General features: G+C 66.0%; 20 protein-coding genes, 1 tRNA gene and 1 pseudogene. 13 read left to right on the top strand and 9 right to left on the bottom strand.

From position 1 onward, the window contains the following. The first annotated feature begins 93 nt into the window (after positions 1-93). The 4 genes from DSHI_RS18185 (at position 94) to xrtE (ending at position 8560) form a co-directional block, all read left to right on the top strand. Complete coding sequence (locus DSHI_RS18185; protein ID WP_012180249.1) at positions 94-897, top strand: undecaprenyl-diphosphate phosphatase; 804 nt, start codon at positions 94-96, stop codon at positions 895-897. A gap of 402 nt (positions 898-1299) precedes the next feature. Next, entirely contained in the window at positions 1300-6483 is a 5184-nt protein-coding gene (locus tag DSHI_RS21525) for an SdrD B-like domain-containing protein (protein ID WP_012180248.1), read from the top strand. A 134-nt stretch (positions 6484-6617) separates the two neighbouring features. Beyond that, positions 6618-6824: a hypothetical protein gene (locus DSHI_RS22520; protein WP_162017717.1), complete on the top strand. Its 207-nt coding sequence runs from the start codon at positions 6618-6620 to the stop codon at positions 6822-6824. Between the two features lie 107 nt (positions 6825-6931). Beyond that, positions 6932-8560 carry an exosortase E/protease, VPEID-CTERM system gene (gene xrtE / locus DSHI_RS18175; protein ID WP_044028142.1) on the top strand — a complete coding sequence of 543 codons (1629 nt, stop codon included), beginning with the start codon at positions 6932-6934 and terminating at the stop codon, positions 8558-8560. Between the two features lie 22 nt (positions 8561-8582). Here xrtE and DSHI_RS18170 read toward each other — a convergent pair whose 3' ends face one another. Next, the gene (locus DSHI_RS18170; RefSeq protein ID WP_012180246.1) at positions 8583-9566 is read right to left on the bottom strand and encodes a complex I NDUFA9 subunit family protein; all 984 of its coding nucleotides are present in this window, start codon (positions 9564-9566) and stop codon (positions 8583-8585) included. Between the two features lie 275 nt (positions 9567-9841). Here DSHI_RS18170 and DSHI_RS18165 point away from each other — a divergent pair. From DSHI_RS18165 to DSHI_RS18125, 9 genes are all read left to right on the top strand, one after another. Next, positions 9842-9928: transfer RNA gene (locus DSHI_RS18165), tRNA-Leu, on the top strand. 42 nt (positions 9929-9970) lie between these two features. Continuing rightward, entirely contained in the window at positions 9971-10582 is a 612-nt protein-coding gene (locus DSHI_RS18160; protein ID WP_012180245.1) for a ribonuclease D, read from the top strand. Between the two features lie 9 nt (positions 10583-10591). After that, positions 10592-11554: a KpsF/GutQ family sugar-phosphate isomerase gene (locus DSHI_RS18155; protein ID WP_012180244.1), complete on the top strand. Its 963-nt coding sequence runs from the start codon at positions 10592-10594 to the stop codon at positions 11552-11554. 3 nt (positions 11555-11557) lie between these two features. Beyond that, a complete protein-coding gene (locus DSHI_RS18150; RefSeq protein ID WP_012180243.1) occupies positions 11558-12160 on the top strand; it encodes a hypothetical protein in 603 nt (200 codons plus the stop codon). 13 nt (positions 12161-12173) lie between these two features. Next, the gene (gene lptA, locus DSHI_RS18145) at positions 12174-12686 is read left to right on the top strand and encodes a lipopolysaccharide transport periplasmic protein LptA (RefSeq protein ID WP_012180242.1); all 513 of its coding nucleotides are present in this window, start codon (positions 12174-12176) and stop codon (positions 12684-12686) included. Next, a complete protein-coding gene (gene lptB / locus DSHI_RS18140; protein ID WP_012180241.1) occupies positions 12683-13447 on the top strand; it encodes an LPS export ABC transporter ATP-binding protein in 765 nt (254 codons plus the stop codon). Before lptA ends, lptB begins: the two co-directional genes overlap by 4 nt. 8 nt (positions 13448-13455) lie before the next feature. Further along, positions 13456-14772, top strand: coding sequence for an RNA polymerase factor sigma-54 (locus tag DSHI_RS18135; protein ID WP_012180240.1), 1317 nt, complete (start codon positions 13456-13458; stop codon positions 14770-14772). A gap of 74 nt (positions 14773-14846) precedes the next feature. Further along, the gene (gene hpf / locus DSHI_RS18130; RefSeq protein ID WP_012180239.1) at positions 14847-15422 is read left to right on the top strand and encodes a ribosome hibernation-promoting factor, HPF/YfiA family; all 576 of its coding nucleotides are present in this window, start codon (positions 14847-14849) and stop codon (positions 15420-15422) included. A 38-nt stretch (positions 15423-15460) separates the two neighbouring features. Further along, a complete protein-coding gene (locus tag DSHI_RS18125) occupies positions 15461-15925 on the top strand; it encodes a PTS sugar transporter subunit IIA (protein WP_012180238.1) in 465 nt (154 codons plus the stop codon). 11 nt (positions 15926-15936) lie between these two features. Here the strand turns inward: DSHI_RS18125 and DSHI_RS18120 are convergent, their stop codons facing one another. The 8 genes and pseudogenes from DSHI_RS18120 to cysQ form a co-directional block, all read right to left on the bottom strand. Beyond that, positions 15937-17373, bottom strand: coding sequence for a hypothetical protein (locus tag DSHI_RS18120; RefSeq protein ID WP_012180237.1), 1437 nt, complete (start codon positions 17371-17373; stop codon positions 15937-15939). 6 nt (positions 17374-17379) lie between these two features. Continuing rightward, positions 17380-19089, bottom strand: a pseudogene (locus tag DSHI_RS23180) (DUF5927 domain-containing protein). Further along, positions 19086-20102, bottom strand: a complete 1017-nt coding sequence (locus DSHI_RS18110; protein WP_012180235.1) for a glycosyltransferase family 2 protein — start codon at positions 20100-20102, stop codon at positions 19086-19088. The pseudogene DSHI_RS23180 and the gene DSHI_RS18110 overlap by 4 nt, the downstream one beginning before the upstream one ends. Positions 20103-20149: 47 nt before the next feature. Next, positions 20150-21373, bottom strand: a complete 1224-nt coding sequence (locus tag DSHI_RS18105; RefSeq protein WP_157865357.1) for a glycosyltransferase family 4 protein — start codon at positions 21371-21373, stop codon at positions 20150-20152. Positions 21374-21400: 27 nt separating this feature from the next. Continuing rightward, positions 21401-22294, bottom strand: coding sequence for a UTP--glucose-1-phosphate uridylyltransferase GalU (gene galU, locus DSHI_RS18100; RefSeq protein ID WP_044029181.1), 894 nt, complete (start codon positions 22292-22294; stop codon positions 21401-21403). Positions 22295-22438: 144 nt separating this feature from the next. Further along, entirely contained in the window at positions 22439-23671 is a 1233-nt protein-coding gene (locus DSHI_RS18095) for a glycosyltransferase family 2 protein (RefSeq protein WP_012180232.1), read from the bottom strand. Continuing rightward, the gene (locus tag DSHI_RS18090; RefSeq protein WP_012180231.1) at positions 23668-24468 is read right to left on the bottom strand and encodes a 3-deoxy-manno-octulosonate cytidylyltransferase; all 801 of its coding nucleotides are present in this window, start codon (positions 24466-24468) and stop codon (positions 23668-23670) included. Before DSHI_RS18090 ends, DSHI_RS18095 begins: the two co-directional genes overlap by 4 nt. Further along, positions 24468-25265 carry a 3'(2'),5'-bisphosphate nucleotidase CysQ gene (gene cysQ, locus DSHI_RS18085; protein WP_012180230.1) on the bottom strand — a complete coding sequence of 266 codons (798 nt, stop codon included), beginning with the start codon at positions 25263-25265 and terminating at the stop codon, positions 24468-24470. The genes DSHI_RS18090 and cysQ overlap by 1 nt, the downstream gene beginning before the upstream one ends. Positions 25266-25307: the final 42 nt, after the last annotated feature.

Here is a 25307-nt window from a genome sequence, read left to right as displayed (position 1 = left end):
GTCAGTATTACTGACCTATACCGCATCAAATGTTCGTTTTTCTTTTACTTTCCACGTCGATAACGTGCGGCACGAATCAATGACCGGGCGCGCGTGACCCTTTTTCATCTTATCCTAGTGGCCGTGATCCAGGGGCTGACCGAGTTTCTGCCGGTCTCTTCCTCGGGGCATCTGATCCTGCTGCCTGAACTCAGCGGCATGGCGGACCAGGGGCAGGTGATCGACGTGGCCGTCCATGTGGGCACGCTCTTTGCGGTCGTGCTCTACTTCCGCGCAGACGTGGCGGTGGCCGTGGCCGGGGTCGGGCGGCTGATCCGGGGGCGGATTGACACCCCGGGAGCATTCCTCGCGCTGTGCCTGCTGATCGCGACGGTGCCGGTGATGGTGGTCGGGCTGGCGCTGAACCTGACGGGGCTTGACCAGGCCCTGCGGTCGATGGCGGTGATCGGCTGGACCATGCTGATCTTCGGGATCGTGCTCTACTGGGCGGACCAGAGGGGGCCGGTGACGCGCAAGGCCGGGGCCTGGACCCTGCGGCATGCGGCCATCATGGGCCTGTGGCAGGCGCTCGCGCTGATCCCGGGCACGTCACGGTCGGGCATCACGATCACCGGCGCGCGGCTTCTGGGCTACGGGCGGGAGGATGCGGCGAAATTGTCCATGTTGATGTCGATCCCGACGATCCTGGCCTCCGGCGGCCTGCTGGGCGTCGAGGTTGCGGCACAGGCCGATTGGGCCCTGCTCAAGGACGCCGCGATCGGGGCGGTTTTCGCGTTCGGCGCAGCACTCCTGGCGCTGACGCTGATGATGCGCCTGCTGCGCACGGTGAGTTTCACCCCCTACGTGATCTACCGCGTCTGCCTCGGCACGATTCTGCTGATCATCGCCTATTCCTGACGCCACGGAAGCCGATTTTTCCGCGGTGCAGCGTTTCCGAACGGCGGATTATCTTGTGGAAAGCTTCGGATTGTCAGGAAATTTATTACTTGAATTCAGAGCCTTGCAGGTCGCCTGGCGCAAAGTCTTAACAAACCATTAATTTCCTTGCGGGATGAGCGGATTTTCGCATACGAATTATCGAGTATTTCGTAGTGGAGTAATGGTTCCGTTCATGGGTCAATGTGTACGATCAGAACGGATTGGGTAAAAGACATTGACGGTGTTGTGTAACGAGTGGCCTTCGGGCGTGCTTTCATTGTCTTTGCGCGTTTTTCGTGTGTGCATCACTGCCCCCATTTCCCCGCTGAACACAAAGCGTTCGGGGAACGACCCGAACAGGTCTGACGAGGGAACAGTGTGATGACCACCACTTATGAGTTTACGGCATTTTCCGAGGACGATCTTGTCCGGCAGGGCACTATCGGAAAGGGTCTGGGTGTCGGCGACAAGTTCGTCATGCCCGCAGGGGCGACTTACACCATCTCCACCACGGATGACGACAACAAGCTATCCGGCGACAAGGACGATGATGCCACGGATTCCACGGGCCAGTATGCGGTCGTGAACGGTGTCGAGGTTCCCCACAAACAGGTCTACATCGAAAAATATTACGTGCTCAAAGGCTCGGACGGCAAGACCTACAAGCTCGCCGAGATCGAGATCGAGGATTACAAGGCTCCCGGCCAGGGCGATGATTTCTTCACCTTCATCGGGGACGTCCCCCCGGCCGGTGTCGAGCTGAAGGTCAAGGACGACAGCGGCAGCAAGGGCATCGAATACGCCAAACTGGGCGCGGGCCCTCTGGAAGGCGATACCGGCGGCAAGACCACCTTCGTGATCGAAGCCGAAGACATGAACGATAACGGCTTCCGCACGGTGCATGGAGATCAGGCCTCCGGCGGCGAACTGGTGAAGCTGGAGGGGCACGAGGGTCGGCTGTCGACCCATTTCGACGGCCCCTCGGCCACCTATGATCTGACGCTCTTTGCCCAGGACGAATGCGACGGGGAATCCCGGATCAAGGTGTTCATCAACGGCGTGCTGGTCGAGAGCTTCAAGCTGGACAACGACAATGACGGCGGCGGCAGCGACAATGGCGGCTTCAGCGCCTTCACCATCGAAGGTCTGCACATCCCCCAGGGCGCCAAGATCGAGATCAAGGCCGAGCGTGACGACGGTGAATGGGTGCGGATCGACAAGATCGAGCTGACCACCGACGACTCGGCCCCGGCCAACACCGCGCCGGTCTTCGACAACCTGCCCGACAACGGCATCCTGCATGTGGATGAGAACGAAACCGAGATCTTCAACATCGACAGCACCGATGCCGAGGGCGACAGCTTCACCTACAGCATCGTGGGCGGGCGCGACGGCGCGATGTTCGAGATCGACCCCCACACGGGCGAACTGAGCTTCAAGACCGCCAAGGATTTCGAGAATCCGACCTCCGGCGGCAACAACAACACCTATGACGTGACCGTGGCCGTCACCGACGAGAACGGCAACGCGACGACCAAGGACCTGTGGGTCAAGGTCAAGGACGTGGACGAGCCGAACCCGACATGCATCGTGATCGAAGCCGAGGACATGCATCTTTCGGGTTACTCCGTCGAGCATAATGGCGACGCCCATGGCGGGGCCAACATCAAGCTCGCCGAACATTGCGGCGTGGCGGAGACCGTGTTCTCGGGGCCCTCGGGCACCTATGACCTGAGTGTGTTCTCGATGGACGAGAACGATGGCAACGGCGCGATCGACGTGTTCGTGAACGGTCACTACGTGGACACGATCTGGCTCGACCAGGGCAATGACGGGCAAGGCGGCGCGAATTCCGGTTCGACCTTCTCCGAAGATGTCTTCCAGGACCTGATGTTGAACACGGGCGACGTGATCAGCCTCGTGGGCTACATGGATGGCGGCGAGTTCGCGCGGATCGACAAGATCGAGCTGTGCCAGGACGGCAAGACCTGCCCGCCGGATTTCCTGAAGCTCGACTTCTCGGGTCTGACCAGGGGCACCACCGTTTCGAACCAGTTCGAGGGCGTGACCATCACCGCCCAGAAGGCGGGCGACGGGGCCGGATCGCCCAACGACGCGATGATCTTCGACAGCAACAATCCGACCGGGGGCGATCACGACCTGGGTTATAACGGGCTGGGCAACATCCTGATCATCTCCGAGGACAATGACGCGTCCGATCCCGACGACAATGCCCATGGCGGCGTCATCACCTTCGACTTCGACGCGCCTTCGGACCTGCAGAACATCCGTCTGCTTGACATCGAGGAGAGCGGCGGGACGATCAAGCTGTTCGACGCGGATGGTACCCTGATCAAGACCGTGGGCATCCCGGCGGCGGGCGACAACTCCAACCAGCTGATCGATCTGGATGCGGCGGATGTCGGGTCCATGCAGATCCATCTGGTGGGCTCCGGCGCGGTCGATGACCTGTGCTGGAAGCCGGGCGAACCGGCACCGGAGCCGGCCTCCATCGCCGGGCGCTATTTCTGCGACGAGAACGACAATGACGTGGATGATGGCGAGCCGGGCGTCGCGGGGGCGACGGTCGAGTTGCTGGATGCGGCCGGGAACGTGGTCGCGACCACGCAGACCGACGACACGGGCGGTTACAGCTTCACCGGGCTGGACGCGGGCACCTATGCGGTGCGCTTCGCCCCGGACGCAACCGGCAAGACCTTCGTGGCGCAGGATGTGGGCAACGACGCCGATGACAGCGATGTCGATCCGACCACCGGGACCACCGGGCCGATCACGTTGATGGCGGGCGAGGACAAGACCGACGTGGATGCCGGGGTCGAGGATCCGGGTACGGCGTCGGTGGGCGACACCGTATGGTTCGATGCGAATGGGAACGGCCTGCTGGATGGTGGCGAGAATGGCGTGTCCGGTGTGAGCGTCACCCTGACCGGGGCTGGCGCCGATGGCGTTCTGGGCACGGCGGATGACACCAGTGTCACGGATGTGACCGACGGCAACGGCGAATACCTCTTCGAGGGGCTCGATGCCGGGTCCTACAAGGTGACCTTCGATGCCTCTACTACGGGGGGGCTTGTCTTCACGACCGAAGGTGCGGCGGCGGACGATGCGGTCGATGGCGACAGCGACGCGGACGCGACCACGGGCATGACCGAGGCGTTCGAGCTGAGCATCGGCGAGGCCGAGCGCGACATCGACGCGGGTCTGGTCGATCCGGGCACGGCGACCCTTGGCGGGCGCTATTTCTGCGACGACGACAAGGACGGGCTGGAGGACAGCGGCGAGCCGGGTCTTGTCGGTCTGACCGTCGAGCTGCTGGATGCGGCGGGTAACGTGGTGGATGACACCACCACCGGGGCGGACGGGTCGTACCTGTTCACCGGGCTGGAGGCAGGTACCTATTCGGTGCGGTTCCAGGCCGATCCCGATGGCAAGGAGTTCGTGGCCCAGAATGTCGGCAGTGACGACACCGTGGACAGCGACGTCGACCCCAGCACGGGTGTTTCCGATCCGGTCGTCGTCGGCGTGGGTGAGGACGTGCGCGACGTGGATGCGGGCGTGGCAGATCCGGGTACGGCGGCCATTGCCGGGCGCCTGTTCTGCGACGAGAACGACGACTCGGTCGACAATAACGAGCCGGGCGTCAGTGGCGTCGAGGTGCAGCTGCTGAACGCCGCGGGGGCCGTGATTGCCACCGCGACCACGGCAACCGACGGCTCCTATGAGTTCACTGGGCTGAACGCCGGGGATTACTCGGTGCGCTTCCCGACCGAGGTGGATGGCAAGGTCCTCGTGGACAGCAATGTCGGCGGCGATGACACCATCGACAGCGACGCGGACCAGGGCACGGGCGAGACCGGAACCATCACCCTGGCCATCGGCGAGCGGTCGGAAGACAACGACGCCGGGATCGAGGATCCGGGCACGGCATCCCTGGCGGGTCGCTATTTCTGCGACGAGAACGACAACGATCTCGACGACAACGAGCCGGGCATCGCGAATGCGCGGGTCGTGCTGCTCACCGCGGCGGGGGCCTTCGTGGCCGAGACGGTGACCGCGGCGGATGGCTCTTACGAGTTCACCGGTCTCGCGGCGGGGGACTACAAGGTGTCCTTCGCCCCGGATGTGCTGGGCAAGGTCTTCGTGGCGCAGGATGCCGGTGACGATGCCATCGACAGCGACGTGGATCCGAACACCGGCGAGACCGGCGTGATCTCGGTGGCCATCGGTGACGCGATCACCGACGTGGATGCCGGGGTCGAAGACCCGGGCACCGCGTCCCTGGGCGACAAGGTCTTCCTCGACGCCAACGGCAACGGCGTGCAGGACGCGGGCGAGGCCGGTGTGGCCGATGTCACCGTGCTGCTGCTCGACGAGACCGGTGCGGTGATCGGGACCACCGAGACCGACGATCTGGGCATGTACAGCTTCGGCGGCCTGGATGCTGGCACCTACGCGGTCCAGTTCGTGGAGCCGGACGGGTTCGACTTCACCACGCCGAATGTCGGGGGCGATGACACCGCCGACAGCGATGCGGAGGCCAGTGGCATCACCCAGCAGGTCACTTTGGCGATCGGCGAGAACAACCCGACCCTCGACGCGGGCCTCGTGGTCGAGAACGGCGATCCGACCCCCATGGACGACATGGGCAAGATCTGCGCCAACGAGCTTCTGACCCTCGATGTCCTGGCCAACGACACCGATCCCGATGGCGACAGCCTGACGATCACCGAGATCAACGGCAACGAGATCATCGACGGTCAGACGCTGGAGATCGACGGTGTGTTCGTGACCCTGAACGGCGGGTCCCTGACCTTCGACGGGGAAGCGGCCTTCGAGGCGCTCGACATCGGCGAAGAGGCAGACGTGACCTACAGCTATACCGTGACAGACGGGAATGGCGGCTTCGCCCAGGCGGATGTGGATGTCACCTTCTGCGGGACGGCGGAGGATCTTGCGGACATCGCACTCAGCTTGCCCGTGCAGGTAGAATACCAGATCATCGACGGCTACAACCTCGGGAACAGCGACGCCTATACTGTGCAGCTGACGAGCACAGATGCGCGCCTCGATGGGCTCATCACCGAGGCGGCATACTGCGTCAGCGCGTTCGATCCGGCAGCCGCAGGACCGGACTTTGCGACGGCCCCGGTTCTCGGCGGGAACCTGTTTGTGGCTGATGCAGCTCTGCTGCCGGACAATGTTCTGGACGGTCAGGTTGGGATTAATGGTCAAAGCGCCGAGGAAAATCTCGATCTGGTCAACTGGATCCTGAACCAGGACTTCGAGAGCCAAGGTTTTACAGACGCCGAGGTTCAGGCAGCGATCTGGGGCCTGACCGATAGCATTGATTTCATCCCTGGCATCTTCGGTGACCTTGAGGATGTTCGCGAGATCGTTGCCCTCGCAGAAGCGAACGGGGAAGGCTTTGAAGCAGGCGCTGGAGATGTGGTCGGTCTGATCATCGATCCGAACCCGGCGACAAGCACAAACTCACAGCCGTTCATCATCGGAGTGGAGTTCGACAATATCGACTGCCTCTGCTGAGTTCAAAACAAAGGGAGGCAGAATGCTTCTGCCTCCTGACATTCGCCTAAAGGCATTTTCGAATGGCGATGCGCCGCCTGTAATTCTTAGGACCTACTTTGCGCATGAAGGGGTCGCTCACAGGGAGTTTTCCCATGGTACGTACCGCACTTACGACGGCATCGATCACGATGTTCAGTGCAGTCGCAGCGTTCGCCACACCTACTGGTGGCTGCGACCCTCTTACAGGCGCAGGCTGCACACCCGTTCCGGAAATCAGCGCCCTCGAAGGCACTGCAGCGCTCGCCGCTGTTGTCGCCATCGTGGCTCTGGTCTGGGAGCGTCGCCGCCGCGCGGCCTGAGACCCCGTCTCAGACATGACAATCGGGCGGCCCCGGGGTGAGTTTTGCCACGGGGCCGTTCCATTTTGGCCCCTGTCCCGTCCGCTTTGCCAGAGATAGATCCCGCCATGAGCACCTTTTCCGAGACACCGCAGACCAGATCCACGCAGCGCCTCGCCTGGGGTGTGGCGGGCAGCCTCCTGGTGGTGGAGTTGTTGGTGATTTCCCTGCTCTACCAGCACAATTTCGAGTTTACCTGCCGCGACCTTGCTCCGGACGGGTTTTGTGCCTTTGCCAGCCGGATCGTGCCCCGCACCCTCGGGTTGCTGGCGGCTTTCGGCGTCTTCGCCATGGCTCACGGCGCCCTGGTGCAGGACACCCTGCGTGTGCCCGGCCCGATCCGCAGCGGCGTAAGCCTGAGCCTGGCGGGGTTCGCGCTGGCGCTGGCGCCGTGGTTCTTCCTGAGCGACGCCGCCAGCCCGGCGCTGGTCTTCGCGGGCGGTGCGGGGTGGCTTGTGGGCGCGGCGCTGGCCGGGATTGGCGCGGCCCTGATCCTCGCGCCCTGGCCCGCCTGGCGCGGGCTGATCGCGCAGAAGGGCGTCCTGCTCGCCACGCTGCTCGCGGCCGGCCTCGCCCTGCCGGAGCTGTCGGATCTGATCCAACCCCTGTGGCGCGCGGACTGGGTGACGGAGATCACCTTCCAGGCGGTCCTGTGGGTCTTGAACGCTGTGGGCTATGGCACGGAGGCCTACCCCGAGACCAAGATCATCGGCATCCTCGGCGCAACGGAAGCGGAGAATTTCTTCGTCGCGGTGGGGCCGCAATGCTCCGGCGTGGAAGGCTTCGCGCTGATCTCGGTGTTCCTGACGGTCTACATGCTGCTCTTCCGGCGGGATCTGGCCTTCCCCCATGCGCTGCTGCTGTTCCCGATCGGGATTGTGCTGAGCTGGAGCTTCAACGTGGTGCGGATCGCGGCACTCCTGAGCCTCGGATACGAGGTGTCACCGGATCTGGCCATCGGCGGGTTCCACAGCCATGCGGGCTGGCTCGCCTTCACCACGCTATCCGTGGGGCTGATCCTGGTGGCGCGGCATGTGGCGTTCTTCAACAGGGCCGAGGCGGTTGCCACCGCGCCCGCGCCGCTGCCGCCGTTCTTCGAGGATCCGGTGGCCGCCAAGGTGCTGCCCTTCGCGATCTTCATGGTGTCGGCGCTGCTGGCGTCGACCTTTTCCGAGACACCCAGCCTGCTCTACCCGTTCCGGGCGCTGGCCATGGCGGCGGCACTTGCGCTGTTCTGGTCCGTGCTGCGCGCGCTGCCCTGGCGGCTCGACGGGCTGGCGGTCGGATCCGGGCTGGCCATCGGGGTGCTTTGGATCGTCACCGGTCCGGAGGCGGGGAACGGGCCGCCGCCTTTCGGCGCGCTGACCGGCGGGATGCTGGCGCTGTGGATCACCGCCCGGGTGATCGGGACGAGCCTGCTGGTGCCGGTGATCGAGGAGCTTCTGTTCCGCGGCTACCTGCTGGAGAAGCTCGCGCCCGCCGGCAAGGGGCTGCGAATGGCGCTTGCGGTGGTGATCAGTGCGGGGCTTTTCGCGGTGCTGCATGACCGCTGGATCGCGGCGGGGCTGGCCGGGCTGGTCTTCGGCGCGCTGGTCTACCGGTCAGGCAATGTCACCGACGCCATCGTCAGCCACGGGGCTGCGAACGCCTCCATCGCGGCCTGGGCATTGGCGACGGGGGCCTGGCACATCATCTGAGCCGCGCCGGTTCGGGGCGCCCTCAGGTCCGCAGGTTCTTGCCGGATTTCTTCATCTCTTCGTACTGTCCCGCCGGGCGGAAGCGCCACAGGTACTCGGGCAGCACCGCCTCCAGCGCGACCGGCTCGATCCCCAGATCGTCGAACCCCATGGCATCCGCAGCGACCACGTTGTCCTTGGCTAGGTTGCGCACCTGGTCGTGGGTCAGCATGCCGTTGTGGATGATCCCCAGCGAGAGCTTCTGCACCAGGTCGAGGGTCATGCCCATCACATGGGCGACCGGGAAGGGGACGTTGACGATCAGGCGGCGGCGGTCGATGACAGAGAGCATATGCGCCATAAGCTCGCGGAAGCTGTTCACGTCGGGCCCGCCCAGTTCGTAGATGCCGGGTTTGGCCTGGCCGAGAGCCGCCTTCACCGCTGCGCGGGCCACGTCATCCACATAGACCGGCTGGAACTTCGTCTCGGCGCCGACCACGGGCAGGATCGGTCCGAGGCGCGACATGGAGGCGAAGCGGTTGAAGAACTGGTCCTCGGGCCCGAAGACGATGGAGGGGCGCAGGATCACGGCCTCTGGCATGGCCTGGAGCACCGCCTGCTCGCCCTCTGCCTTGGTGCGGGCATAGTCGCTCTTGGCGGCAGGGTCGGCCCCGATAGCGGAGATCTGCACAAACCGGCCGACGCCGGCCTCGGCAGACAGGCGCGCGACCCGGGCAGCACCGTGGCTCTGCACCAGGCCGAAGGTGTTCTTGCCGGTCTCCGACAGGATGCCGACGCAGTTGATCACGACATCGGCGCCGGTCACCGCGGCCTGTACAGAGGCATCGTCGCGGATGTTGCTCAGGATCGGTTCCACCTGCCCCACGGCGCCATAGGTGCGCACGAACAGGGCCTCGTTCGGGCGGCGAACCGCGACGCGTACGCGCCAGCCCTCTTGCGCCATGCGCCGGGCGATATAGCGGCCCACGAAGCCGGACCCTCCAAAGATGGTCACGAGTTTGGACATCTTGTGCTCCTTGATCCCGAGTCGTCTGAGGGTTTAGCGAGCGGGCAAAACCGCCACAAGGCGCAGGTCGTCGCGCCCCCGGCGCGCAAGGTCACAATGCCCCCGGCGCGCAAGGTCACAATGCCCCCGGCGCACACGGCAAAGATGGCCTCTGGGCAGGCGGATCGCGACCGGGATGCCGCGCCCCGAAAGCGGCGCGAAAAATCTCCGGAAATCACGAACGGGGCCGTTGACTCCCCCCGCAACCGGATGTACCTCCCCGGCTCACGACACCTGCCCAGGTGGCGGAATTGGTAGACGCGCTAGCTTCAGGTGCTAGTGTCCGTATGGACGTGGAGGTTCGAGTCCTCTCCTGGGCACCATTCCCCTTCCGCCGCCATTTCGCGAATTCACGAGGGGATCCCATGACCAATCATTTGCATTCACATGACCTGCCCGACGGGCTGGACCTCGGCCCCGTTGTGGCGATCGACACCGAAACGATGGGGTTGGTGCCGGCGCGTGACCGGCTCTGCGTGGTACAACTGTCGTCCGGGGACGGGGACGCGCATATGGTGCAGATCGCCCAGGGACAGACCGAGGCCCCGAACCTGACCCGGATGCTGACCGATCCCAAGGTGCTGAAGCTGTTTCACTATGCCCGGTTCGACGTCGCGGCCCTGGAAAACGCGTTCGGGGTGCGGACCGCACCGATCTATTGCACCAAGATCGCCTCGAAACTGGTGCGCACCTATACGGACCGGCACGGGTTGAAGGCGCTGCTCAGCGAGGTGCTGGGCGTCGATGTGTCCAAGGCGCAGCAAAGTTCGGACTGGGGGGCGCCGACCCTGTCGGCGGCGCAGCTGGATTATGCGGCGTCGGACGTTCTGTACCTTCACCGGTTGAAAGAGGCGCTGGACGGGATGCTGGCGCGCGAGGGGCGGACAGAGCTGGCGCAAGCCTGTTTCGAGTTCCTGCCCACGCGCGCCCGGCTCGATCTGGGCGGCTGGTCCGAGATCGACATTTTCCATCACTGAGTGGGGCCCATGAGCACCGACACCTTTCTCGACATCGCCCGCCGGGTCATCGCGGTGGAGGCCGAGGGCCTTGCGCAGCTGGCCGCCGGGCTCGACGACAGTTTCGCCCGCGCGGTCGATACGATCCTGAGCGCCAAGGGCCGGGTGATCGTGTCGGGCATGGGCAAATCGGGCCACATCGCGCGCAAGATGGCGGCGACTTTCGCGTCGACCGGGACGCCTGCGCATTTCGTCCACCCCGCCGAGGCGAGCCATGGCGATCTGGGAATGATGGCGGCGGGCGACGTGGTACTGGTGCTGTCGAACTCAGGCGAGACGCCGGAGCTCGCGGATCTCGTGGCCTACACGCGGCGGTTCCGCATTCCGTTGATCGGGGTGGCGAGCAATCCCGACAGCACGCTGTTGCGCCAGTCCGACGTGGCGCTGGTGCTGCCGAAGGCGCCGGAGGCCTGCGGGACCGGCATCGTGCCCACCACCTCGACCACCATGACCCTGGCCTTGGGCGATGCCCTGGCGGTGGCCCTGATGGAGCATCGCGAGTTCAGCCCCCAGAATTTCCGCGACTTCCACCCCGGCGGCAAGCTGGGCGCGCGGCTGTCCAAGGTCGGGGATCTGATGCACAGGGGCACAGAGCTGCCCCTGATCGCCGAAGACGCCGCCATGGGCGACGCCCTGCTGGAGATCAGCCAGAAGGGCTTCGGCGTGGTCGGGGTGACCCGGGACGGGCTGCTGACGGGCGTGATCACCGACGGGGATTTGCGGCGGCACATGGACGGGCTGCTGGGGCTCGCGGCGGGCGACGTGATGACCCGCGATCCCCTGACCATCACCCCCGACGCCCTGGCCGAAGAAGCCGTGGCGGTGATGAACGCGCGCAAGATCACCTGTCTGTTCGTGGTGCCTGAGGACGGGCCGAAGGCGCCTGCCGGGTTCCTGCATATTCATGACTGTCTGCGGGCCGGGATCGGCTGAGCCATGCCGCGCGCCGACAACCGCTATTCGCAGTTTGTCCTGGCGGCGAAGATCGTCCTGCCGCTGCTGGCGCTGGGGCTGTTGTCGAGCCTGTTCCTGCTGTCCGGCGTGCAGGATGGCGAGCAGACGATCCCCTTCTCGGATATCGAGCTGGAGGAAATCGTCGAGGGCCAGCGCATCCTGCGCCCGCGCTACCAGACGGTTCTGGACAGCGGCGCGCTCGCACGGTTCACCGCCGAGAGCGCCCGGCCCGATATCGGCAATCCGGACCGGTTCATGGCCAGCGAGATCACCGGACGCATCTTGCAGAATGACGGGCTTCAGGTCGATATTCGCGGCGCAGAGGGCGTGATGGACAATGCCAGCCGCACGGTCCGCATCGAGGGCGGACTGCGGCTGTCGCGCACCGACGGTTACACGCTCAGCACCGAAGGGGCAGAGGTGCGGCTGGACGGCCAATGGGGGGAGACCACGAGCGACGTGATCGTGCTCGGCCCCGGGCTGACCCTGAGCGCCGGGCGGGCACGGATGCAGCCCGACGCCGCGACCGGCAACCGGGAGGTGGTGTTCACAGACGGGGTGAAGCTGGTATATACCCCCCAGTGATTTCGGAGGCCGCATGGTGGATTTCAGACGCATCGCGATGTGCACGGCACTCGCCCTGGGCCTCGGCCTCCCCCTGCCCGCGCCGGTCTGGGCGCAAGGCTCCCAGGTGGCCCTCGGAACAGCCCGGGTGGACCGCGACGCGCCCGTGGAGATCGACGCGGACAGCCTGTCGGTGAACCAGCAGAACGGCAGCGCGGTGTTCTCCGGCAATGTCCAGGTGACGCAAGGCGCGCTGCGGCTGGAGGCGGACGAGGTGACCGTCAGCTACGACCCCGGGAGCGACACCACCGCCAGCGAGATCCGCGAGGTGCGCGCCGAGGGCAATGTCCTGATGGTCAGCGGACCCGATGCCGCCGAGAGCCAGAGTGCCGTCTACACCCCCGCCAGCAACGAGATCCGGCTGAGCGGCGACGTGCTGCTGAGCCAGGGTCCGGTGGTGATCGCGGGGGACGCGCTGGTGGTGGACCTGCTGACCGGGATCGGCGAGATGGAGGGGCGCGTCCGCACCGTCCTGCAGCCGGAATGAGCGCGGACGGACCGGACCTGTCGGTGACCGACGGCACCCCGGGGCTGCGGGTGCGCAACCTGCGCAAGAGTTACAAGCGCCGCCCGGTCATTCGCGACGTCAGCCTCGAGGTCACGCGCGGCGAAGCGGTGGCCCTTCTGGGTCCGAACGGGTCGGGCAAGACCACCTGTTTCTACGCCATCGCCGGGCTGCTGGCGCCGGAAGCCGGGATCGTGTCGATCGACGGGCGCGATGTGACGCTCCTGCCGATGTATCGCCGCGCCAAGCTGGGCATCGGGTATCTGCCGCAGGAAATGTCGATCTTCCGCGGGATGAGCGTCGAGGACAACATCCGCGCCATCCTGGAGGTCAACACGCGGGACCGGACCACCCGGATGGAGCGGCTGGAAGAGCTGCTGGCCGAGTTCAACATCGAGCACCTGCGCCGCACTTCGGCCCTGGCCCTGTCGGGCGGCGAGCGGCGCAGGGTGGAGATCGCGCGCTGTCTGGCCGCGGATCCGAAATACCTGCTGCTGGACGAGCCTTTCGCGGGGGTGGACCCGATCGCCGTGGGCGATATCCGGGCGCTGGTCGCCCAGCTCAAGACCCGTGGGATCGGCGTGCTGATCACCGACCACAACGTGCGCGAAACCCTGGAGATCGTGGACCGGGCCTATATCCTCCATGACGGGGTAGTCCTGATGAGCGGGACCAAGGACGAGGTCGTGCGCGACGAAAACGTCCGTCGGGTCTATCTCGGCAACACCTTCACGATGACCTGAGGCGCGCGATGCGGCACCGGGAGGGGCTGACGCTCCGGCAGCAACAACGCCTGACCCTGACGCCGGAAATGCGCACGACCCTGTCGGTGCTGCGGATGTCCGCCGCGGCGCTGGAAGAGTTGCTGGTGCGGCAGGCGGAGGAAAACCCGATCCTGAGCCTGCGCCGCCCCGGCCCGCCGCCGGCGGCACAGGCCACCGCCTACGAGGTGGCGCTGGACACCACCGTGGCCGAGGTCAGCCTCGGCGATCACCTGCGGGCGCAACTCGGGCTGATGAGCCTGGCGCCGCCAGTCCACCAGGCGGCCCTCGCCCTGAGCTGGTCCTTGACGGAAACCGGATACCTCGACAGCACGCCCGCCGAGATCGCCCAGGAATGCGCCCTGGACGAGGCGACGGTGCTGCTGGGCCTCGCGGCGCTGCAGGGCTGCGAGCCTGTGGGTGTGGGCGCGCGAAGCCTCGCGGAATGCCTGCGCCTGCAACTGGTGGACAAGGGGATTGCCCCGGCGGTCGCCGCCCGGGCGACAGAGGTGCTCGACCTGTTGGTGGGCAGCGATGTCGCCCGCGCCGCCCGCCGCACCGGCATCCCGGCAGAGGATCTGGGCGCGGTGATCCGGCTGCTGCCGGAGCTTAGCCCCTATCCCGGCCAGCGTTTCAGCCCGACGCCGCAGGTCAGCGCGCCCGACGTGGCGGTGCATTTCCCCGACGGCGCGGGCCCCGAGATCCGGGTGCTGCGCGGCCGCCAGAGCGACCTGGCCCTCGACCCCGAACTGATGGCCGCCGCCAGGCGCGAAGCAGCCGATACGGCACTGGCCCGCTACGGGGCAGAGGCAGAAGCGCTGCACCGGGCGCTTGGCTACCGGGCCAACGCGCTGGAACGGATCGTCGCCTTCCTGGTGGACTACCAGAGCGGATTCTTTCGCGAAGGGGGGGCAGCGATGCGCCCTCTGACCCGCGAGGTACTGGCCGCACGGCTGGGTCTGCACGCGGCCACGGTGGGGCGTGCTGTCGCAGACAAGACCCTGGCCCATGCGGGCGGCGTGATTCCCCTGTCGGCGTTCTTTTCTGCCCGTTTAGGCCCGGAAACGGGCGCTGCGACCAGTGCTTACGGGGTTCAGAGCCGGATCGCCGCACTCGTGGCCGCCGAATCCGAAGACGCGGTTCTCACCGATGGCGAAATAGCGCAGAGGTTGAAAAAGGAGGGCGTTGACATCGCCCGCCGAACTGTCGCCAAATACAGGGGATGCTTGAACATCCCGTCATCCTACGACCGCAAACGGCTGAACGCCGCGGCCCGGATGCGCGGCCGGATGATATCATCCGGGTAATCCCACTTCTTGCAAGTGGCTGTTTCTGCTCCGGATAACCGGACCGGCGCCGCTTGCGCACTCAGGGAGGCACTATGCGCTACCAAATCACCGGAAAACAGATCGACATCGGCGAGGCTCTGCAGCGCCACGTGAAAGCGGAACTCTCGGAGGTTGTGGGCAAGTATGCCGAGCGGCCGACAGATGCCAATGTCGTGTTTTCCAAGGACGCCTATAATCACGTCTGTGAAGCCACGGTGCACCTGTCCACCGGACTGACCGCGCAAGCCAAGGCCTCGGCCCACGAAATCTATGCCGCTTTCGACAAATGCAGCGAGAAAATGGAGAAACAGCTGCGCCGATACAAGCGCAGGTTGAAGAACCATCACCGGGACCGCACCGAACCCGTTGCACTTTCCGGCGCGTCTACCTATATCCTCGATGGCTCGGAGGGGTCCGATGAGCATGAGCCGGAGACCCTGCAACCAATCATTGTCGCCGAAATGGAGACAACCATTCCGTCAGTTTCGGTCGGGGAGGCCGTGATGCAGATGGAACTGGCCGAGGCACCCGTACTGGTGTTTCGCAATGAGGGACACGGTGGGATCAACGTCGTATATCGCCGGGATGACGGCAACATCGGCTGGATCGATACCAAGATGGACAGCTAACCCCGCCAAGTGACACGGCGGAGACAAGAGCGATCGGAATGGATTTATCGAATTTGCTCGTGCCGGAAGCCGTGAAGGTGATCGGGCATCTGAGCAGCAAGAAGCGCTTGATGCAGGAGCTGAGCGACATCGTCTGCGATGCGTACGGGGTGTGTCCGGTGAATGCCGTGGACGCCCTTCAGGAGCGCGAAGCATTGGGGCCGACCGGGGTCGGCCACGGCGTGGCCCTGCCCCATGCGCGGCTCCGTGACATCGACCGGGTGGTCGGTGTGTTCGTACGCCTCGACAAACCCTTGCCCTTCGATTCGGTCGACCGGCAGCCCGTGGACCTGGTCTTCGGGCTGTTCGCACCCGAAGACAGCGGCGTGGCGCATCTCAAGGCGCTGGCGCTGGTGTCGCGGACCCTGCGCGACCCGAATATCTGCGCCAAGCTGCGGGCCAATGGGGATCCAAGCACGCTCTATACGGTTCTGACCGAAAGCGAGAGCACCCGCGCCGCCTGAGCCTGCCCGGCTCAGGCCTTTGTCGGCGTCCAGGGGCCGAACCCGAAACTGGCGTAATCCACACCGTAAGCCGCCTGCGCGGCTTTTTCCATGTCCGGTGTATATAGCGCGCCGAGATTGCCAGTCTCGAAAACCACCGGCACGTCCGGTGCCGGGCGCCCGGCGCGCGCGGCGAGACCCGCGAGATCCGTCTGCAGCGTCGGACCATCGCGCAGGATCACATCCGGCATCGCGACCTGGGCCATGCCCTGCAGCACCGTCATCTGCGCCGCCCAGGACGGGTCGATCCGCAGGCTGGTCTGGGCCGCCAGGTTGGGCTTGAGAAACTTCAGAAATCGCAGGAAGGCCTTGCCGATCCGGTCCGGGTCCACCTCGTCGGCCGGGAAATGCTCCGGCAGGGGCAGCTTGTAGGCGGCGATCAACCCATGGCGCAACTCGGCATAGGCCTGCAATCCGCTGGGCAGGATACGGGTGACAAAGGCCGTGTGGGCGCGGGCGACGGGATGGCGCAGCACCGTGAAACAGCGTGCGTTCGGATGCGCCTGGCGCCAGGCGCGCAGGTCTTTCTGGCGCATACCCGTGATCAGTGCGTCCTTGGGCACCCCGTCCAGCGCGGCCATCCAGGCCAGCACCGGGTCGGGCTCCGGCCCCGCCATGGGCAGATAGAGCAGCCCCGTGTCGGGACAGGCGACATAGCTGGGCACCGCGGGTCCGCGCGGCGGCGCGGAGGGGGGCAGATGGTCGATCCCGAACGGGTCGAGCCCCGCCACCGCCGCGCGCAGGACCGCCATATCCGTCACCTTCCCCTCCAACGGTTCGGGGTTCTGGCGTTTCAGTGTGCGTTCGGGGCGTGCAAGCCGGTGAGGCGAGCCCAGATAGGCCAGCGCGCCATTGATCACCTCGATCTGCTGCAGATCCTCGTAGCGCAGGGTCAGCGCGGTCTGCCCGGCGCGGGCCAGCCCTTGCCGCACGGCGGTGAAGTAATCGGTCTGATCCGCCAGGAAAGTCGCAAATCCCGGCCCGTCGAAATCGATGGCGGGCGTGTCGATCTGGCCCTTGGCGTCCGTGAGCACCCACTGGTTCGACGCCAGCGCCCGGCAATAGGAGACATAGCTGTCCAGTGGATTGCGCGTCAGGATGATCTTGCCCGCGCGCGGGTCGGCAAGTGCCCGGTCGCGCACCCGCTGGTCATGATCGTGAAACAGCCGAAACCCCGGCAGGCCCACGGTTTCTTCCCGGATGCGCGCGATCAGGGCGTCCGGGTCGGCCTCGCGCTGCGCGAGGGTGAGGCCGAGGAACGACTCCTGCCCCTCATGGGCGATGAAATAGGGGTTGTAGAGCTCGCCGTAGCAACGCAAGTCCGGCGCGGCGTTGAGGTTCCGCTCCAGGTAGTTGGAACCGGTGCGCATCCCGGCGAAGATCACGAAATAGTCGAAGCGATCGGGCATGGCGGGTCAAGTCACCAGATAGGGTTTGGCGGGCGTCGTCGGCTGCCCGAGCCCCGCGGTGTCGAGCGGGAAATCTCCGGTCAGGTAGGGCTTCATCCCGGCGTTCTTGAGCGCCTGCAGGAAGCCGCCGAACCCCGCCAGATCGACCAGCGGCGGGGGCGCAGCGAGGCGGCGCTGGGACACCGGCGTCATCTGGTCGAGCACGTCCTGAAGCTGCCCGACCGGGTCGGCCACGAACTCCGCCAGGGAGGTGACACGCACCCGACTAGGCAGGCCCCGGCGGCGCAGCTGGCCGAGGAAGTGGTCCTCGACCTTCTGCATCCAGGCCGCCTCCCGCCTGGCATCGCGGAAGGGCAGGTCCGACCGGAAAAGTTTCAACGCCCAGGCCCCGGTGATGATCGAGATATGGGCGTTGGGGTCCCACATCATGTAGTCATTCAGGTCCTGCCGGTCATAGGGGGCAATCTGGAAACACTGGGGCTCCCCGCGGCTGTTCCAGATCAGGTTGGTCAGGAAGGCCTGCGGGTTGTAATCCCGCAGGCTGACCGCATCCGACAGACCGCCATTGAAACACCGCACCCTCTCGGCGAATTGCACCTCGGTCCAGTCGAACAGATGCCCGTGAACCCGCGCGCCGCTGCGTTGGGCGAGCCAGGGCGCGAAGCCCTCGATCACCTCGTCATAGCCCTGGAAGGCGAAATAGGGGGCGGCGGTCTTGCCCGACTGCCAGGTATCGCTGGGAAAGCGGCTCTGCATGAAGAGCCCGGGTCGCCCTTCGCGCCCGCGCTGCATCGCCTCCTCGAAGGTCTGCTCGATCCGGTGCGGGTCGCTCGGCCCTTGCTCGGGCGCGCCCAGCGCGGGGTCGAGCAGTTGCGCATAGAGCCTGTCGGCCCGGGGCCAGACCTTGCGCAGCAGGAAGCAGTCCGACTGGCCCACCAGGTCGAGATGGTCGTCGTAGAACACGAAGGGTTTGCCCTGGGTGTCGAATTTCGACAGCATCAGAGACCGGCTTTCGATCTGCGTGGAGACCCGACGCACGAGGGTCTGGAAGTAGGACTCGTCCGGGATCCAGACGCGGGCGAAGTAGCCTTCGAACTCCGCCCGTCGGGGGTCTTCGAGGATCGCCTCCAGGCTGCGGCGGGTCAGGCACCACCATTGCGAGCCCAGATGCGGCACCAGGCCCTTGGGCACGCGGCGGCGCACGCCCAGACGGCGCTGGATCTCGACATACTTGTCGAAGAGCTTGCGCCGGGTCCGCCAGGAGAACGGGAAGCGCAGCGTGAAACGCTCCTGCTGCAGGCCGCCGATGGTCCAGGGCACGTCCGAGACGGTAACCGATTCGATGAAATCCGTGTCCGGGCGCGCGCCGAGGAAATCGAGCAGCCGGTCGAGCGGACGCAGCGGCAGGCAATCGCCCGAGACCAGCGAGACATGGGTGACCTGCGCAAACCGGTCGAGCAGGATCTGTGCCGCGTCCTGGGTCGCGGCCACCATGGACCAGAGCCCCCAGCCGCATTAATGCACCCGCATCAGGTGCACCAGCGGCTGATCCGCCAGCCGGGTCTGCAGCGCGGTGAAGTCCCCCTGCGGGGTCTTGCGGTCGATATGGATCACAATCGGGCAGTCGAAGCTCGCGAAGTAGCGCGCAAGTTGCTCGACACGGCCCAGCTCCGCATGGGCAAGCATGACAAAGCCCAGTTTGACCGGCGCGCTCATGCCCAGTTGCCCTTGGACAGAAGGCCCAGGATTTCGAGCTGCCGCCAGGAGACGTATCGCTCCGACATCTCGGTCCAGAGCGATGGCGCGCCCTGCTCGGTCAGCGTTTCGGCATAGGCCTTGTATTCGCGGCCCTTGGCGTAATGTTCCTGGCGCACGACCTCCTCGGCGGATTTGGCCACGAAGGTGTCGAGGAACTTCGTGTGCAACAGGCAACCCGAAATCCGCTCCCCCCCGCCGGTCTCGTAGACACGGTTCAGGCCGCGGGGCAGCAGCATATGGGTGCTGTCCACATATACATAGCTGCGATCCCATTTCACCAGCGGGATCTTGTTGAGCGCCGGCGCCGCCTCCGGCGTGTCGGTGAAAAAGGTGCGCGCCCGCGGCCCGCCCTGGATCCACAGGTTGCCGAATTCGGGATTCTGCGAAATCGTGTAATTGCCGCTGTCGAACCAGCAGGCCAGCTCCAGCGGATTCTGCCCCTCGCGGTAGGTCACGCTGTCCAGCGGCCCCTTGGGATAGAGGTCGAGCAGCATCGCAGGCAGCGCCCGCAGCCGCGACGCCTCCATCCAGTCGGTGAGCGCGCGCAGGGGCCGGGTTTCGCAGAAGGGATAGATCAGGAACTCGTCCACATCCACGGTCAGGCACCAGTGCTTGTGGCCGTATGTCCGCTGCAACCAGGTCAGCCAATCCACCCCGTAGCGCGCCCGGCGGTAGCTGTCCGGCGTGGACCAGAGCGAGACATCGGGCTGATCCGCCAGGTAGCTGGTGGAGCCGTCGTCGGAGCCGTTATCGACGATCAGGAAGTGGTCGATCCCCTGCTTGCGGTAGTAATCCAGGAAGTAGGGCAGGCGGATGCGTTCGTTGCGCAGGGTGACGAAGGCGAGGATGTCGGACGCGCCGATCTCGCCCGTGCGGTTTTCAACGACCGTCAGTTGGCGTCGGCGGCGAAAGCCGCGCCAGAGCAAGCGCTTGCGCCGCAGGCGCCTCTTGTACTGTTCGATCACGCTCACGCGGTTCGGTGCCTCGTCATCGCCTCTGCGACCGCTTCTGGCTGCGCTCAGCCGAACACCCGGGCGAAGTGCTGCTCCCAGGTGAACCGGTCCAGCAGGGCCTCCACAGCGGTCGGATCCGGTTTTGCACAACCTTGCTTAATTTTTGATGTCCAAGCGTAGCTGTCCCCGGGGGCCACGTAAACGGGCAAGGCCCCGAGGGTCTCGCGCAGCACGGGCAGATCGCTGCAGATCACCGGCACGCCCAGGGCAATGGCCTCCAGCGGCGGGAAGCCGAAGCCTTCGGCCACGGTGGGAAACAGCAGCGCCTCGGCCCCTTCGATCAGGCCCGCGACTTCCGGATCCAGGGCATCGTTGATCTCGTGGATATGAACACCGCGCAGCGGGTCGGCGTCCAGCGCGGCGAAGACCTTCGCCGGATACCAGCCGCGCGCACCGCAGAGAACGAGGTCCGGCATGGCGCTGCCCGTGGCGGTTGCCTGCCGCCAGATCTCCAGCAGGAAGGTGATGTTCTTGCGCGGCTCCAACGTCCCCAGCGCCAGCATGTAGGGCCGGGTCAGCCCGTGCCGGGCGGGGGCCTTGGCGTCGGGCTCCGGCAGGTCGAGCCCGAAGGGCGCCACGCACCAGCGCGCGTCCTCCGATCCAAGCCCCAGGTGGCGGCACCCGGCCTGTTGCACGGCCCAGGTGGCGGTGATGATCCGATCCGCATGTGTGCGCATCGCGCGCAGGCGCTTGTCGAACCGCGCGGCGGAGGCCGGGGTCACGAGATCGGGAAAGTCGCAGGGAATGGTGTCATGCAGCACCATGTCGATCCAGCTGCGGCGCAGACCGCGCAGGGCCATCGCGACCGGGCCATCGAAATTCGTCTCGCCCACGTTCAGGTAATGGGCCCCGTCGGGCAGGCATTTGCGCAGCATCCGGCCCAGCCCCGAACGCGGCGCCCGCGCGATGGAGAGCGCGCGCAAGGTCGTCTCGACCCCCGCGCGCGCCTTGGAGCGGTGGCGCGCCAGCCGGGACAACAGGTCCGGACGCCCCCAGGAGATCGTTTCATCGGCCACGGCATCGCAGAGCGGCTGCAACCCCGCGCGATCGAGCAGCAGGTAGCCGAAGCCGGACCGCACCAGCCCATAGGGCATGTCCGGTTGCGACAGAACAAAGCGTAGATAGGCCGCCTCCACCCGGTCGACGCCGGACAAGCGCCTGTCCCCGATCCGCGAGGCCAGCCGGGTCACGTCGAGCAACAGGGGCAAGGGATCCTGGTTCAGGCGCATGCCCTCCGCCGCCATCGGGGCGCGAAGTTACTCGGCCGCTTTGCGCGCGAAGGCCAGCTCCTGCAGGAAATCCGACAGCTCGTCGCGCAGATCCGGGCGCGCCAGGGCGAAGGACACCGTCGCCTGCAGAAACCCGGCCTTGGAGCCGCAGTCATACCGCTGGCCCGAAAAGCGGAAGCCGTAGACATTGTTCTTGCTGGTGATTTCCTGCGCAATGGCATCGGTCAGCTGGATCTCGCCCCCGGCGCCGATCTGGCCCTTGTCGAGGTTGTCGAGAACCTCCGGGCTGAGAATGTACCGCCCGATCACCGCCAGGTTCGAGGGCGCGTCTTCAGCCTTGGGTTTCTCGATCATGCCCTTGACCCGCACCACGCTGCCCATGTCCTCTTCGACATCGACGATGCCATAGGCCGACGCCTTGTCCATGGGCACTTCCATGGTCGCAACCATGTTGCCGCCAAGCTCCTGGTAAGCCTCGACCATCTGCGCGAGGCAGGGTTTTTCGGCGGCGATCACGTCGTCAGGCAGGATCACGGCGAAGGGCTCGTTGCCCAGCAGTCGCCGCGCGCACCAGACCGCATGACCGAGGCCCAGCGCGCGGGTCTGCCGCACATAGGCGATGGCGCCGCTGTCCATGTTGGTGTTGCGCAGGATCTCCAGCAGCTTGGTCTTGCCCTTATCCTCGAGCGTTTGTTCGAGTTGAGGGGCGGCGTCAAAGTAATCCTCGAGCGCGCTCTTGCCGCGCGACGTGACGAAGATGAACTCCTCGATCCCCGCCGCCCGCGCTTCGTCGATCGCATACTGGACGAGCGGACGATCCACCAGGGTCATGATTTCTTTCGGCACCGACTTGGTGGCTGGCAAAAATCGCGTGCCCATACCAGCAACGGGAAAGACAGCGGTTTTGACACTACGAGACATCATGCGTTCCTATTCAAATATGACCTGTTGGCGACCGCATTTTGCACGGTATCGGACGCAAAGCACAACAGCCAGCGCCGCCCCAGGTGTGTTCTGTTGTTGCATTGCAGCATTGTCCGACAACACATGCCTTGGGCTAACGCGTCAAATCCTAACATGGTTCCCGACTCGGATGTCGCTATATTCCGCCTGTAAATGGTCGAGAACATGACGATTGGCTGTCATCTGACGCTTTGAAAGCGGGAGGTTGTGCAGCCAAAGCCCGGGTGCGCGGAAAACCACCTGCGGACGCGACAGGCGTCCCGCCGGGATCACGACCGTGGCGACGCCCCCGGCCTCTGCCGCTCTTTCTGCAGCTGCGAAGGCGCAGGGGTCCCCGCGCCCCTGGGCAATCAGCCAAACCGCCTCGACCGCTCCGGCGGAGGCGTTGCGGGCTGCGGCATCCTGGGAAAACAGCCGTCCGGCCTTCTCGAAAGATGTCTCGGGAGGAGGGACCGGTACGCGATTCGCCTGGGCCACCCCACGGTCGAAACTGCGCAGGAGCGACCAGACCTGATCGGGCAGGCACCGCCCGGCGACCATCGCCCGCACCAGGCGCATGCGCTGCCGCTCCCGGTGGGCGGCGACGGCGTCCGCCACCGCGTCCGGCGCGTGGGTTGCCGCAAAGAGCGCCGCGCTCCGCCCGACCGCGACCAGGCTGCGGGGCAGGCGGTCCGCGCGCCGGTAGGGCCCCGGCGCAAGGCTGTGATGCACCTGGGCCCGGGGGGCATAGGCGACCCCCTGCCCGGCGGCGGCGAGCCGCAGCACGAGATCGCTCTCGTCCAGGAAATAGCGAAACCGGGCATCGAACCCGCCAACCGCGCGCAGCGCCTTGGCGGCCACCGCAAAATTCGTCCCCATCGCCCCTGGCACGGCACCGTCTTGGGCAAAAACGTGGCCCGGCACCTCCGGCACGGGGGTCATCGGCCGCGACAGCCCGTCGGGGGTCAGCCACTCGCCGCGCCACTGGAACGCCAGCCCATCAGGTCCGCGCACATATCCCGCCGCAAGCCCGACGCCCGGCACCTGCAGGGCCGCGATCAGCCCCGCGAGCCAGCAGGGCTCTGCCACCGCATCATCGTCGAGAAATGCCACCACCGGGGCGCGCGCCGCCGCCACGCCCGCATTGCGCGCCGCGGCGATATTCGCGGCCTCGAAGGGTGCGAACCCCACCCGCGCCAGCCCCGGCCCGGCCACCACCGCCTGCTGCGCGGCACGGTCGCCCACCACGATCACCTCGAACCGCGGGCAGGTCTGGAATTCCAGCGACAGAAGGCAGCGCGCAAGCTCCGGCCCGCGACCGCGGCTGACGATGACGACACTCGCCTGCGGCGTCACGCCTGTCCCATCTTGGCCAGCATCGCCTCGATCCGGGGGACGTCCTCGGGGTTGTTGAGCTCCCAGAAGGCGCGGCCGCGACCCTCCACCTCGACGCAGAGCACCTTGCGGCCGTTTTCGAGAAAGCGCAGCTGCTCCAGCCCTTCGAGGGTCTCCAGCGGGCCGACCGGCCAGGTACCGTACGCGACCAGCGCATCGGGGCGGTAGGCATAGAGACCCACATGGTGAAAGACCGGCGTGGGCGCGTCGGGCGCGTAGCTGTCACTGGTAAAGGGGATCACTTCCTTGGAGAAATAGAGCGCGTGATTGTCCCGGTCGAACACGGCGGTGGTCCCGCCCACCCGGCCCGCGCGGCGATCCTCCAGAAACCCGGCCAGGGCCGCGCCGTCGCAGCGCAGCACCGGCGTGGCCAGCGCCGCGTCCGGGGCCGCGCGCAGCCCCGCGACCAGGTCCGACACGAACCACGCCGGGGTCAGGGGTGCATCGCCCTGCAAATTGACGACGATCTCGGGGGAGATCCCCAGCGCGGTCAGCGCTTCGGCGCACCGCTCCGTCCCGTTGCGGCAGGTATCTGAGGTCATCACCGCCTCGGCCCCGAACCCCTCGGCATGACTGCGGATGCGGTCGTCATCGGTGGCCACCACGACCCGGTCCACGCCCTCGGCGGCCATGGCCGCGTCCCAGCTGCGCCGGATGAGCGAGCGCGCGACCCCCGTGGCCCCACGCAACTCCACCAGCGGCTTGCCGGGATAGCGGACCGACGGGTACCGCGCCGGGATGACCACCAGAACCGACATCAGGCGGCCTTCAGGTCCACGCCCGGGGCATAGGCGATGAAGAACGGGTTGGCATAGTCGGCCTTGCCATAGGTCAGCGGCGTGTGATCGTCGAATCGCACGACATGACCACCCGCGCCCAGCAGCACCGCGTGACCAGCGGCGGTGTCCCATTCCATCGTGCGGCCGAGGCGCGGATAGAGATCCGCCTCCCCCGTCGCCACGAGGCAGAACTTCAGCGAAGAGCCGGCGGAGGTCATGTCCTTGACCCCGTACTTGCCGATATAGTCGTCAGTGGCCTGATCCCGGTGGGATTTGGAGGCCACCACCATCAGCGCATTATTGTCCGGCGTCGCGACCGAGAGCGGTTTGACCGTCCCGACGGTGTCCTTGTCGAAATCGCCGGTCTCTTCGACCGTGGTGCCATCGGCCTGCGTGAAGAACAACCGCCCCTTGGCAGGTGCGTAGACCACCCCGCGCACGGGCGTGCCGTTTTCCACATAGGCGATGTTGACGGTGAAATCGCCGCGGCGATGGACGAATTCCTTGGTACCGTCCAGCGGGTCGACGATGAAGAAGCTGTCCGCGGCCTGGCTGTGGGAGGCGGCCTGCTCCTCGGTCACGCAGAGCACATCGGGAAAGGCCGCCTTCAGCCCCGCGGAGATCAGCGCATCGGCGGCCTCGTCGGCGGCGGTGACGGGGCTGTCATCGGGCTTGGCGCGCACGTCGAAATCGTCGGAGGTGTAGATCTCCATGATGGCATCCCCGGCCTCCAGGGACAGCCGGCGCAAAACGGGCATTACGGTCTCGAAATCCATCAGAAACTCCTGTGTCGCGATCGAACGGGGCGGCGCGGCGAC

Source organism: Dinoroseobacter shibae DFL 12 = DSM 16493 (assembly GCF_000018145.1).
In the GTDB taxonomy this organism is placed as follows: domain Bacteria; phylum Pseudomonadota; class Alphaproteobacteria; order Rhodobacterales; family Rhodobacteraceae; genus Dinoroseobacter; species Dinoroseobacter shibae.
Note: the sequence above shows the minus strand (reverse complement) of the source record. Positions and strands in the feature narration are given on the sequence as shown.